A 12,808-nucleotide genomic window follows, 5' to 3' on the forward strand; every position below is an offset into this window, starting at 1 on the left:
CGGTTGCGGTCAGAAGTCATAGTCGATGCTCGCCGTCAGCGTGCGCCCGGCCCCCGGTACGCCATACAGCTGGAAGCCATCGAGGGAGGCACCGACGCGGCTGAAGTAGAAGGTGTTGAACAGGTTGTCGACGTTGAGGTGGACGGTGGTCTGAGGATTAACCTGGTACTGCGCGGCCAGGTAATGCACCCAGTAACCGGGGGCTTTTTCCTTGTCTTGCGTGTAGATCGCCAGCACCCCGGACGGGCCGTCGGCGTAGCTGCTGTTGTTATTCAGGCCACCGACATACTTGTTGTCGGTATAGCGCCTGCGCCCGACATAGTTGGCGCCGTAGCTCAGGCTCAAGTCGTCGGTAAAAGCGTAGGTGGTCCACAGGTTGGCGGTCAGATCGGGGACGTTCTTGGCTTCTGCACCTTTGTTGACCCCCTTGGTCTGCTCGCTTTTAAGCGCCGAAAAACCGCTGTAGGCCGTCCATCGACTGGTCAGGTTGCCCTGCAGGCCCAGTTCCACGCCATCGGCGCGCTTGGCAGGCAAGGCACGCACCGGCGACGCTTCGCCCTCGGTGTACTCCCAGGAGTTGACCAGTTCGGTGCGAAACACCGCCGCCGTGACGCTGATGCCCTTGTCCAGCAAGTCCCACTTGGTGCCCAGTTCGTAGGTCTTGGACTTGGCCGGGGTGTAGCGGCTGGTGCTGGCGGCGCCGTAGATCTGGTTGTTGGTTGAGGCACCGATGGCCGAAGGCTGGGTCGACTCACTGTACGAGGCGTAGATCGTGCCGTTGGGTTGTGGCTTGAACACGATACCGGCACGGCCGCTCCAGGCGCCCGAGGTGTCCTTGACATCGTCCTGGCCGCGCTGGGTGGTCTCGGCGCTCCAGTGGTCGTAGCGCAACGAGCCCATGACCTGCCACCACGGGTTGAGCGTCAGGGTGTCGCCAAAAAATAGCCCGGCGTTGTCGATGCTCGAACGCGGTTCGCCCACGCCCTTGGTGGTGTACTCCACGGCAAAGTCATGTTGCGGGTTGGCCATGTCGAAGAACATGTTGGCCGCCGGCACCTTGGCGTTGCGCTCAAGGCCACCGTAGGTTTCGTGGTACACATCCAGCCCCGCCACGGCCTTGTGGCTGATGGAGCCGGTATCGAAGGCAAAGCTCAGGTCAGTCTGGTTATCGAGGATGGTGTAGCGCTTGGACAGGCCGAAATCGCTGCCGCGCAGGATGCCGTAGGCGGTACTGCCGGTGTTGCTGTAGTCGGTGTAGGCCTTGACCCCGTTGACCGTCGACGCCGGGCCGACGCCCACATAGCCGAGGGTGGCGCAGCGGCTGCCGGTGCAGGTTTTCGCGCCGTCGGCACTGGCGGCATTGAAGCGCGCCGGCGACAGCACCGAGAAGTTGTCGGTGCGCTGCCAGCGCAGCTGGTTGGTCAGCAGTGCGCCGTTGTCGAAGTCGTGCTCCAGGCGCCCGGTCAGCGAGGTAGTTTCGGTCTGCTGGGTGTACAGGCTGGAATCGCCGTACCAATTGCTGCGTTTGACGCCGGGCATGCGCTTGCCATCGGTGCCGCGCAGGATCGGCAGGCCGCCGTCCGGGGTGTTGTCATCTTTCTGGTAGAAGAAATCAACAAAGGCCCGGGTCGGCGTCGACAGTCCCAGGGCCAGGGAGGTGGCAATGCCCCAGCGGTCGTAATCCACCTCATCACGCTCGGCCACCTGACTCTGGTGCTTCATCAGGTTGATACGCAGGGCGCTGGTGTCGTTCAGCTCGTGGTTGATATCGGCGGTCAGGCGTTTGTAACCGTCAGTGCCGACCCCGGCAGAGACCCGGTTGGCATCCCCCAGATGGGCCTCCTTGCTCACCAGGTTGACGCTGCCACCCACCGCCGAAATGCCCGACTCGATGGCGCCGGTGCCCTTGAACACTTCGGCTTGTTGCAGGTTGAACATGTCGTTGCGGCTGGACATGCCCGCGTCGCGCACGCCATCGACTGTCAGGCTCTGCTCGGAGGAAAAACCGCGAATGGAAAACAGGTCGCCCCAGCCCAGGTTGCCCTCCCCCGACATAAAGGTGATACCCGGCACATTGCGCAGAATGTCCTGCAGGCTCTGGGCGTTCTGCTCCTTGAGCACCTGCTGCGGCACGATGGTGATGCTTTGCGGGGCATCGAGCAGCGGGGTCATGACCTTGCGCGATGACACTTCGTCGACCTTGAACGGCGAGTCATAAGTCCCCTCGACGTTCGACGCAGGCAGGGTCAGCACGTTGTTTGCCGGCTGCGCCGCCTCGCTGGCCGGGCTGAAAACCCCCAGGGCCAGCAGACTGATAACCGGAGCCAGGGTACCGTTCAATGCACAAGGGGTATTGCGAACTACTGCCGCATCGGGTGACGATGACATCGGGCCTTCCTTAATTACAATTACTCGCATTTAGATTCGCCATTCTAAAGAGCGTCATTGCCACGGATGGCCCGACTTTGTATCGGCGCTGCACGAAAACAGCGCCCACAACATTCCATTACATTTCGTTTGGCTCCACCGCGTGAAATCCGCTATTGCTGCGAGCCCCAAGGCGTACCCGAAGCCCATGTCCAGGCAAGACCATATATTGATCGTCGATGACGACCCCGAAATCCGCCAGTTGCTGGCCGACTACCTGCGCGACGCCGGTTACCAAACCTGCACGGCCTGCGACGGCAAGGAAATGCGCCGGCGCCTGGAGCTGAACGTGATCGACCTGATCGTGCTCGACCTGATGCTGCCCGGCGAAGACGGCCTGAGCCTGTGCCGAACTCTGCGCGCCAGCTCCAATATCCCGGTGATCATGCTCACGGCACGCGCCAGCCTGATCGACCGCATCGTCGGCCTGGAAATCGGCGCCGATGACTACCTGCCCAAGCCATTCGATCCGCGTGAATTGCTGGTGCGCATCAAGGTGGTGTTGCGCCGGGCGCAGAGTTTTCCTGAGCGCGCCCGTGTCGATGAGGCGCCCTTTGTCCGCTTCGACCAGTGGCGCCTCGACACCCGCGCTCGCCAGGTGCTGTCCGCCGAAGGCCTGGTGATCAGCCTGGGCAACTCCGACTATCGCGTGCTGCGCCTGCTGTTGCAGCACCCCAACCGGCCGCTGAGCCGGGACTTTTTGCTCAACCATGTGTTCGACAAGGACAGCACGCCCTTCGACCGCTCCATTGATGTGTGCGTCAGCCGCCTGCGTCAGCAACTGGCCCCCGGCCTGATCAAGACCGTGCGCAATGAAGGCTATATGCTCACTTCGGCCTGTGTGACGAGCGAATCATGACGCTGTTGCCGCGTACCCTCTACGGTCGGCTGGTGGTGATCCTGGTCACGGGCATGCTCGCCGCCCAGGTGCTGACCAGCAGCATCTGGTATGACGTGCGCCACAGTCAGGTGCTGGAAATCCCCACGCGCCTGATTGCCAGCCGCCTGGCCGATATCGTGCGGGTTGCCCGCAGCGATCCGCAGCACATCGAGCTTTTTTTGCACAACCTCAGCACCCCGACCTTCAACCTCGAACTGCGCAACGCCGCCGATATGCAGCGCAACCCTCTGCCCCTTCAGGACCAGGCCACCGAATCGCTGCTGCGCAGCCTGGTTGATGAAAAAACCGCGTCGCGCACGGCCCTGAACCTGCTTAACCTCACCCTGCTCGACAGCCAGGGGCACAAGGCCGGGGTAGATACCCTGTTCGGTTCCAGCCCCGCTGCCGGGCAATTTACCCTTGAGCTGCGCCTGGCCGACGGCCGTTGGCTGCACGTGAAAGCCACCGAGGATCAGGGCTGGACCAGCATGGCGCCGGCCGATGTGCTGCTCGATTACTTTTTGCGCATCTATCTGGTGCGCATCATCGTGGTGGCAATCATTGTGTTGCTCGCGGTGCGCCTGGCCGTTCGCCCGCTCAATCAACTGGCGCAAGCCGCGCAGGCACTGGGGCAGGATATCCGCCGCCAGCCACTGTCGATTAAAGGGCCCGTGGAAGTGCAGCGTGCGGCCCAGGCCTTCAACCTGATGCAGCAGCGCCTGCTGGCCAGCATGGCCGAGCGCACGCGCTTTCTGGCGGCGGTGTCCCACGATCTGCGCTCGCCCATCACCCGCCTGCGCCTGCGCACCGAAATGCTCGACGACGAAGCACTCAAGCAGCGTTTTCGCAATGACCTGACGGACATGGAGGGGCTGGTCTCCACCACCCTGGAATTTGTCAGCAGCGGTGAAATCAACGAGCCGCGCCAGAACATCGACCTCAACGCCTTGCTGCAAAGCCTGCAGGCCGACCTGCAGGACATGGGAGCAACCATCACCCTGAACGGACGCGCCAGTCGCCCGGTGTCGGGTTATGCCCGCAGCCTGAAACGCTGTATACAGAACCTGCTGGAAAACGCCGTGCGTTATGCGTGCAATGTGCAGGTGCTGGTCGACGAACACCGCGATGGCCTGAGCATCACGGTCAGGGACAGCGGCCCGGGGATAGCGGCGCAGCAACTGACCCAGGTGCTGGAGCCGTTCTATCGGCTGGAGTCTTCGCGCAACAGCCGCAGCGGCGGCTATGGCCTGGGCTTGAGTATCGCCCACACCGTGGCAGTCGCCCACGGCGGCACATTGACCTTGCACAATCGCCCCGAGGGCGGCCTGGATGCGCTGCTTACCCTGAAAAGCCAGGCGCCCGCGATCACAGGGCAATGACCCCAGCGTGGATAGGGTATTACCCCGTCCATTTACGTTTCGTATACCATATCTTTTTTACCAGCGAACGATGACCACCGTGGCCCATCCAAAACTCAATGCTCCCGACCTGGGTAACTCACCTTCCACGTCGGAAATCATCACCCTGCATCTGCGCGACGCCATTGTCGCCGGGCATTTCGCTGAAGACGAACCGATTCGCCAGGATGATATCGCCCGCCAGTTCAATGTCAGCAAGATCCCCGTGCGCGAAGCCCTCAAGCGGCTTGAAGCGGAAGGGCTGGTGATGTTCCAGCGTAACCGCGGCGCGATGGTCACGCGGATCTCCGAGGCGGAACTGGCGCAAATGTTCGAAGTGCGCATGCTCCTTGAAGACAAGTTGCTGCGCCTGGCCATCCCCAACATGACCGCAGACACCTTTGCCCGTGCCGAACGCATCTGCCAGGAGTTTGTCGGCGAAGATGACGTGGGGCGCTGGGCCGAGCTCAACTGGGAACTGCACGCCTGTTTGTACGAGCCTGCGCAGCGGCCGTTCATGATCAGCCTGATCCGCTCGGTCAATGACAAGCTGGAGCGTTACCTGCGCATGCAGATGAGTTTATCGGCGGGCAAGCACCGCGCCGACCACGAACACCGAGAAATCCTCGATGCCTGCCGCGCCGGCGATGTGGAGCTGGCGGTCAAGTTGCTGGATGAGCATATCGCCGGTGTGTGCAAAACCCTGTTTGAGCATTTGCCGCAAAGCCATTGATTGGCCTGCAGACGCTGCGGTCTGCCAGCCAAACCGCGTTGATGCCATCGCGGGCAAGCCCGCTCCCACCGGAATGTGCCGAATGGTGCGAGCGCCGCATACCCTGTAGGAGCTGGCTTGCCTGCGATACTGACGCTGCGGTCTTTCAGCCAAACCGCGTTGATGCCATCGCGGGCAAGCCCGCTCCCACCGGTGTGTGCCTAATGGTGCGAGCGCCGCATACCCTGTAGGAGCTGGCTTGCCTGCGATGCAGACGCTGCGGGCTGCCAGCCAAACCGCGTTGATGCCATCGCGGGCAAGCCCGCTCCCACAGGAGTGGGCCTAATTGTCAGGAACAGCCCCCCAAGTGTTCCCTTGTGGGGCATTTCCTACGTCACTGCTCCCTTCTGTAACACCGCCTTCCCCAACACCCCACCGCGCAAACCCGTGACAAACCCTCTCCCGCGCTGATTACAGCTTTGCAGGAACAATCGGCACACGATTTGCTAAACAAATATCGTATACGAAATCCAAAGAACGATTTTCAACAGCACTTCAACGACTCCGAGGCTTCCATGAAAAACCCCGTACTTGCCGTAGCTCTCAGCGCTGTTCTCAGTACTTCCTTTATTGCCACGGCCCAGGCCGACAAGCTCGACGACATTATCGGTTCGGGCAAGTTGCGCTGTGCCGTGACCCTGGATTTCCCGCCGATGGGCTCGCGTGACGAAGCCAACAAGCCGGTGGGCTTCGATGTGGACTACTGCAACGACCTGGCAAAAGTGCTGGGCGTGGATGCTGAAATCGTTGAAACCCCCTTCCCTGACCGCATTCCGGCACTGGTCTCCGGGCGGGCCGATGTGATCGTGGCGTCCACTTCCGACACCCTGGAACGGGCCAAGACCGTCGGCCTGAGCATCCCTTACTTCGCCTTCCAGATGGTCGTACTGACCCGCGACAACACGGGCATCAACAGCTTCGACGACCTCAAGGGCAAGGCATTGGGCAACACCAGCGGCACCTATGAGGCCATCGCCCTGGAAAAAGACGTGAAAAACTGGGGCAGCGGTTCGTTCCGTGCCTATCAGTCGCAGAACGACACCCTGCTGGCCGTCGCCCAGGGCCATATCGAAGCCACCGTGGTGACCAATACCGTGGCCGCAGCTACCCTTAAATCAGGCAAGTACAAAAACCTCAAGGTCGCCGGTAACGCGCCCTATGTGGTCGATTACGTGTCCCTGGGCGCCAAGCGCAACGAGTACGGCCTGCTCAACTACCTCAACCTGTTCGTCAACCAGCAAGTACGCACCGGACGCTACAAGGTGCTGTGGACCAAATGGGTCGGGACCGAGATTCCACCGGCTGATCTGACCGTACCTCACGTCTACTACTGAGGTATCCAGCATGTCCGGGATAAGTGCTCTTGAAGGCCGCAGCCTGGTTGATGGCCATGCATCAGCCCCGCTGTTGTACGCCGATATCGGCCTGAGTTTCTGGGGCGGGGTCGACCCGTTCAGTGGCGAAGTGATCGACCGCCATCACCCCCTCAGCGGCGAATGCCTGGCGGGGCGCGTGCTGGCGATCCCCAGTGGACGCGGCTCCTGCACCGGCAGCAGTGTGCTGATGGAACTGATCAGCAATGGCCATGCCCCCGCGGCGCTGGTGCTGGCTGAAGCCGACGAGATCCTGACCCTTGGCGTGCTGGTCGCTCGGACCCTGTTCCAGCGCTCCCTGCCGGTGCTGTGCATCGGCAGGGAAGCCTTTGGCCAATTGCGCGGCAACGCGTTCGCCAGGGTTGATGGCACACATCTAAGCCTCTACGACTCAGCACCTGACGACACTCCGCCACCGCGCAACGACACACCGGCCGCAGAAGCACATGCCTCGATCGAACTGACCGAACACGACCGTGCACTGCTCGCCGGCAGTTACGGCAAAGCCGCCCAGGTTGCCATGCAGATCGTGTTGCGCATGGCGCAGATTCAAGGTGCCACGCAACTGGTTGACATCACCCAGGCCCATATCGACGGCGGCATCTATACCGGGCCGGCGAGTTTGCGCTTTGCGCAGCAGCTGGTGGCATGGGGCGCAAAAGTTCGCGTGCCCACCACCCTCAATTCAATTTCCGTGGACCAGCGCCGCTGGCGCGAACTGGGTATCGACCCGGCACTCGGCGTGCCTGCCAGTGCCTTGGGCGATGCTTATATGGCCATGGGTGCGCAACTGAGTTTCACCTGTGCCCCTTACCTGCTCGACAGTGCGCCCAAGGCGGGCGAGCAAATTGTCTGGGCCGAATCCAACGCGGTGGTTTACGCCAACAGCGTGCTCGGCGCCCGCACACTCAAGTACCCCGACTATCTGGATATCTGCATTGCCCTCACGGGTCGTGCACCGCTGATCGGCTGCCATCTGGAGGACCAGCGCAAGGCCCGCCTGCAGATCGAACTGCCAACCCTGGGCAACCTTAATGACGCGTTTTACCCCCTGCTGGGTTATCACATCGGCGCGTTGGCCGGCAGCCGGATCCCGTTGATTCTGGGGCTCAAGCAGCAGCATCCGGACCTGGACGATCTCAAGGCATTCGGCGCGGCCTTTGCCACCACCAGCGCCGCGCCCCTGTTTCATATCGCCGGCGTCACCCCCGAAGCCCTAGACCCGGCTCAGGTGCTCGACGGTCCGCTGCCGGTGCTCAAGGTCAGCCTTGAAGACTTGCTGCTCAGCTGGCACGAACTCAACAGCGCCCGTGACCCGCAGGTCGACGTGGTGTCATTGGGCAACCCGCACTTTTCCCTCAGCGAGTTCGCCCGGCTGGCGCGCCTGTGCCAGGGCCGCAAGCGTCACCCAGATGTGGTGCTGGCGATCACCTGTGGCCGTGCCGTGCTGGAACAGGCCCGTGCCGCCGGGCATGTCGGGGTGCTCGAAGCCTTTGGCGCCGTGATCGTCAGCGACACCTGCTGGTGCATGCTCGGTGAGCCGGTGATTCCTCCGGCGGCCAGGAACCTGATGACCAACTCGGGCAAATACGCCCATTACGCCCCCGGTCTGGTGGGCCGCAAAGTTCACTTCGCCAGCCTCGCCGAGTGTGTGGCTGCGGCCTGCAGCGCCACGGCCAGCGGGCGCTTGCCAGCGTGGCTGCAACCCGCTGCCTCACTGGAGAACGCAACCCATGTTTGACTACACCTTCCAATGGCGCTCTGCCCTGCGCGCCTTGCCGGACATGCTCGCCGGTGCCCTGGTGACCTTCGAGACCGCGGCCCTGTCGATGATCTTCGGCGTTTTGATCGCCCTGGCCCTGACGGTGATGCGCGAAAGCAAAAACCCGCTGCTGCGCGGCACCGGCAATGCCTGGGTGTCCATCGCCCGCAATACGCCCTCGCTGTTCCAGATCTATGTCCTGTACTTCGGTCTCGGTTCCCTGGGCCTGCATGTCAGTTCATGGATCGCCCTGCTGGCCGGGATCACGTTCAACAACGCCGGCTATCTGGCGGAGAACTTTCGCGGCGGCCTCAAGGCCGTGCCCGAAACCCAGATACGCGCCGCCCGCTCGCTGGGCATGAGCGCCTTCCAGACCTACCGCATGATCGTCGTCCCGCAATTGCTGCGCATCGTCTTCTATCCGCTGACCAACCAGATGGTCTGGGCGGTGCTGATGACTTCGCTGGGGGTGATCGTGGGCCTGAACAACGACCTCACCGGCGTGACCCAGGACTACAACGTCAAAACCTTCCGCACCTTCGAATACTTCGCCATTGCCGCGGTGCTGTATTACCTGATTGCCAAGGCGATCGTTGCAGTAGCCCGGCTGATGGCCTGGCGGCTGTTTCGTTACTGAGGACTAGCCCATGTTTTCCACCAGTTTTACCTGGAACGATTTTGTGTTTTTGCTGCAGGGGGCATGGGTCACCCTGCAACTGACCAGTTGGGCGATTTTGCTCGGCACCGTTGCCGGCCTGCTGTTCGGCCTGCTGCGCGCCTTGCTGCCACGGTCCAGCCTGCCGCTGGCCTGGGTGCTGGATGTGTTTCGCAGCGTACCCTTGCTGATCCAGTTCGTGCTGTTCAACTCGCTCAAGAGCATCGTCGGCTTGAACATCAGTGCCTTCAGCGTCGGCTGCATCGTGCTGGGGGTCTACGCCGCCGCGTATTTCACCGAGATCGTGCGCAGCGGCGTGCTGGCAGTGCCGTTCACCGTGCGCCGGGCCAGTCGCTCGCTTGGCCTGAGCTACCTGCAGGATTTGCGCTATATCGTGCTGCCCATCGCTATGCGCGTGGCCTTCCCCGGCTGGCTCAACCTGGTGCTCAGCGTGATGAAAGACACCGCGCTGGTGATGTGGATCGGCATCGTCGAACTGCTGCGCGCCTCGCAAACCATCGTCACCCGCATCCAGGAACCAATGCTGGTGCTGTGCATTGCGGGCCTTATCTATTACGTCATGAGCCTGGTGGTTGCGCGCCTTGGTGCTCGCCTGGAAAAAAGGTGGCAAGAAAATGATTGAGATCGACAACGTCTACAAATCCTTCGGCGACCTCGAAGTGGTCAAAGGCGTCAGCCTGACTGTGAACAAGGGCGAAGTGGTTTCAATCATCGGCGGCTCCGGCTCCGGCAAGTCGACGCTGCTGATGTGCATCAACGGCCTGGAACCGATCCAGAAAGGCCACATCCGCGTCGACGGCATCGAAGTCCATGACCGCGCCACTAACCTCAACCACCTGCGGCAGAAAATCGGCATCGTATTCCAGCAATGGAACGCCTTCCCCCACCTGACCGTGCTCGAAAACGTGATGCTGGCACCGCGCAAGGTACTGGGTAAAAGCAAAGCCGAAGCCGAGGCGCTGGCAGTGCAGCAACTGACCCATGTGGGCCTGGGCGACAAGCTCAAGACCTTCCCCGGCAAATTGTCCGGCGGCCAGCAACAGCGCATGGCCATTGCCCGCGCCCTGGCCATGTCACCGGACTACATGCTGTTCGACGAGGCCACCTCGGCCCTCGACCCGCAACTGGTGGGTGAGGTACTGGACACCATGCGCATGCTCGCCGAAGACGGCATGACCATGGTCCTGGTAACCCATGAAATCCGCTTCGCGCGGGATGTGTCCGACCGCGTGGCGTTCTTTCGCAACGGCCTGGTGCACGAAATCGGCTCCCCCGATCAAGTCATCGGCAACCCTGTGCACGCGGAAACCGCGGCCTTTCTCAAGTCGGTCAAATAGGAGCAGAGCATGCGTTCATCGAAAATCATCCATGTGGTCAGTTGTCACGCCGAGGGCGAAGTCGGCGACGTGATTGTCGGCGGCGTGGCACCGCCACCGGGTGCCACGGTATGGGAGCAGTCGCGCTGGATTGCCCGGGATGAAACCCTGCGCAACTTCGTACTCAACGAGCCTCGCGGCGGCGTGTTCCGCCACGTCAACCTGCTGGTGCCGGCCAAAGACCCGCGGGCGCAAATGGCCTGGATCATCATGGAGCCGGCCGATACCCCGCCCATGTCGGGGTCCAATTCGATGTGCGTGTCCACGGTGTTGCTCGACAGCGGCATCCTGCCGATGACCGAGCCGCAGACCCGGCTGGTGCTCGAAGCCCCCGGCGGCCTGATCGAGGCGGTGGCCGACTGCCGCGACGGCAAGGTGCAACGGGTCGAGATCAAGAACGTGCCGTCCTTTGCTGACCGCCTGGATGCCTGGATTGAAGTCGAAGGCCTGGGCTCGCTCAAGGTTGACACTGCCTATGGCGGTGACAGCTTCGTGCTCGCCGATGCCAGGGAACTGGGCTTTTCGATCAGCCCGGATGAAGCCAGAGATATCGTTGAAGTCGGCCTGAAAATCACCCGTGCCGCCAACGAGCAACTGGGTTTTGTGCACCCGCTGAACCCGGATTGGTCGCATATTTCCTTCTGCCAGATTGCTGCACCCGTGCAATACGAGAATGGCGTGGCCAGTGGCGCCAACGCGGTGGTGATCCGTCCGGGCAAGATCGACCGCTCGCCCTGTGGCACCGGCTGCTCGGCGCGCATGGCGGTGTTGCAGGCCAAGGGCGTGCTCAAGGTGGGCGAGCGCTTTATTGGCCGCTCGATCATTGGTTCGGAATTTCATTGCCGTATCGATTCCATGACCGAAGTGGCCGGGCGCACGGCCATTTACCCGTGCATCGCCGGGCGGGCCTGGATCACCGGTACCCACCAGTTGCTGCTGGACCCGAGCGACCCGTGGCCCCAGGGCTATCGCCTGTCGGATACCTGGCCGGGGGCGTAACCCCGCCCACAACAACCCGCCCTGTGGGAGCTGGCTTGCCTGCGATGCAGACGACACGGTCTGGCAGGCACACCACAGCGATGCAATCGCGAGCAAGCCCGCTCCCACAGGGGCAAAAAACATCCCTGCAAACGTATACGAAATACGATTATTACAACCGGAGGCAATAAACAATGAGCAAGCGCATCAACTGGAGTGGCGTCTTCCCTGCGGTGACCACTCAATTCAACGATGACTTCAGCATCAACCTGGACAAGACCCACCAGGTGATTTCCAACGTGATCCGCGACGGTGTGTCCGGCCTGGTGGTGTGCGGTTCGGTGGGGGAAAACACCTCGCTGAGCGCCGAAGAGAAAATTGCCGTCACCGAAGTCGCGGTGGACGCCTCCCGCGGCCGGGTGCCGGTGATTTGCGGCGTGGCCGAATTCACCAGCGTGCAGGCGGCCAAGGTGGCCAATGCGGTACGCAAGGTCGGCGTGGATGGCGTGATGTTGATGCCCGCGCTGGTGTATGGCTCCAAACCCTTCGAGACCGCCGAGCACTATCGCTATGTGGCGAAAAATGCCGATGTACCGTTGATGGTCTACAACAACCCGCCGATCTACAAAAACGACGTCACCCCCGACATCCTGATTTCCCTGGCTGACTGCGACAACGTGGTGTGTTTCAAGGATTCATCGGGCGATACCCGGCGCTTTATCGATATCCGCAATCAAGTCGGTGACCGCTTTGTGCTGTTTGCCGGGCTCGACGACGTGGTGCTGGAAAGCCTCGCCGTGGGTGCCGAAGGCTGGGTCTCGGGCATGTCCAACGTATTCCCCAAAGAAGGCGAAACCATCTTCCGCCTGGCCAAGGCCGGACGCTTCGCCGAAGCCATGCCGATCTATGAATGGCTGATGCCGATCCTGCATCTGGACGCGCGTGCCGACCTGGTGCAGTGCATCAAGCTGTGCGAAGCCATTGCCGGTCGCGGCAGCGCCCTGACCCGCCCGCCGCGCCTGGCCCTGCCCCGCGAAGATCGTGAGTTTGTCGAGCAGATCATGGCCAGGGCCCTGGCCAACCGCCCGCACTTGCCTGACGTCGGTCTTTGACTGATTGCCGGGGCGGGCCGGCGAGTGCCCGCCCTGCCCCCTGTCTTCGCGCCCT

Annotated in this window: 11 protein-coding genes; 10 read left to right on the plus strand and 1 reads right to left on the minus strand. The window is 62.0% G+C overall.

The features are described from left to right. Positions 1–9 precede the first annotated feature (9 nt). On the minus strand, positions 10–2,388 hold the full coding sequence (locus tag AB3G35_RS15825; protein WP_369781741.1) for a TonB-dependent receptor: 2,379 nt from the start codon (positions 2,386–2,388) through the stop codon (positions 10–12). Positions 2,389–2,575: 187 nt separating this feature from the next. Here AB3G35_RS15825 and AB3G35_RS15830 point away from each other — a divergent pair, with 187 nt between their 5' ends. From AB3G35_RS15830 to AB3G35_RS15875, 10 genes are all read left to right on the plus strand, one after another. After that, positions 2,576–3,286, plus strand: a complete 711-nt coding sequence (locus tag AB3G35_RS15830; RefSeq protein WP_016781071.1) for a response regulator — start codon at positions 2,576–2,578, stop codon at positions 3,284–3,286. After that, positions 3,283–4,686, plus strand: coding sequence for an ATP-binding protein (locus AB3G35_RS15835; RefSeq protein WP_086797298.1), 1,404 nt, complete (start codon positions 3,283–3,285; stop codon positions 4,684–4,686). The genes AB3G35_RS15830 and AB3G35_RS15835 overlap by 4 nt, the downstream gene beginning before the upstream one ends. Before the next feature lie 70 nt (positions 4,687–4,756). After that, positions 4,757–5,437: a GntR family transcriptional regulator gene (locus AB3G35_RS15840; protein ID WP_086797300.1), complete on the plus strand. Its 681-nt coding sequence runs from the start codon at positions 4,757–4,759 to the stop codon at positions 5,435–5,437. A gap of 554 nt (positions 5,438–5,991) precedes the next feature. Continuing rightward, a complete protein-coding gene (locus tag AB3G35_RS15845; RefSeq protein ID WP_369781742.1) occupies positions 5,992–6,810 on the plus strand; it encodes a transporter substrate-binding domain-containing protein in 819 nt (272 codons plus the stop codon). A gap of 10 nt (positions 6,811–6,820) precedes the next feature. Then, positions 6,821–8,590 carry an aconitase X gene (locus AB3G35_RS15850; RefSeq protein ID WP_369781743.1) on the plus strand — a complete coding sequence of 590 codons (1,770 nt, stop codon included), beginning with the start codon at positions 6,821–6,823 and terminating at the stop codon, positions 8,588–8,590. Continuing rightward, complete coding sequence (locus AB3G35_RS15855) at positions 8,583–9,248, plus strand: amino acid ABC transporter permease (protein ID WP_016781076.1); 666 nt, start codon at positions 8,583–8,585, stop codon at positions 9,246–9,248. The genes AB3G35_RS15850 and AB3G35_RS15855 overlap by 8 nt, the downstream gene beginning before the upstream one ends. 10 nt (positions 9,249–9,258) lie before the next feature. After that, positions 9,259–9,909 carry an amino acid ABC transporter permease gene (locus tag AB3G35_RS15860; RefSeq protein WP_369781744.1) on the plus strand — a complete coding sequence of 217 codons (651 nt, stop codon included), beginning with the start codon at positions 9,259–9,261 and terminating at the stop codon, positions 9,907–9,909. Next, complete coding sequence (locus tag AB3G35_RS15865; protein WP_016781078.1) at positions 9,902–10,624, plus strand: amino acid ABC transporter ATP-binding protein; 723 nt, start codon at positions 9,902–9,904, stop codon at positions 10,622–10,624. The genes AB3G35_RS15860 and AB3G35_RS15865 overlap by 8 nt, the downstream gene beginning before the upstream one ends. A 9-nt stretch (positions 10,625–10,633) precedes the next feature. Further along, positions 10,634–11,662, plus strand: a complete 1,029-nt coding sequence (locus tag AB3G35_RS15870) for a proline racemase family protein (protein WP_315248489.1) — start codon at positions 10,634–10,636, stop codon at positions 11,660–11,662. A gap of 173 nt (positions 11,663–11,835) precedes the next feature. Beyond that, the gene (locus tag AB3G35_RS15875) at positions 11,836–12,753 is read left to right on the plus strand and encodes a dihydrodipicolinate synthase family protein (protein WP_095029416.1); all 918 of its coding nucleotides are present in this window, start codon (positions 11,836–11,838) and stop codon (positions 12,751–12,753) included. Positions 12,754–12,808: the final 55 nt, after the last annotated feature.

The sequence above is a fragment of the Pseudomonas sp. WC2401 genome (genome assembly GCF_041200115.1).
In the GTDB taxonomy this organism is placed as follows: domain Bacteria; phylum Pseudomonadota; class Gammaproteobacteria; order Pseudomonadales; family Pseudomonadaceae; genus Aquipseudomonas; species Aquipseudomonas fragi.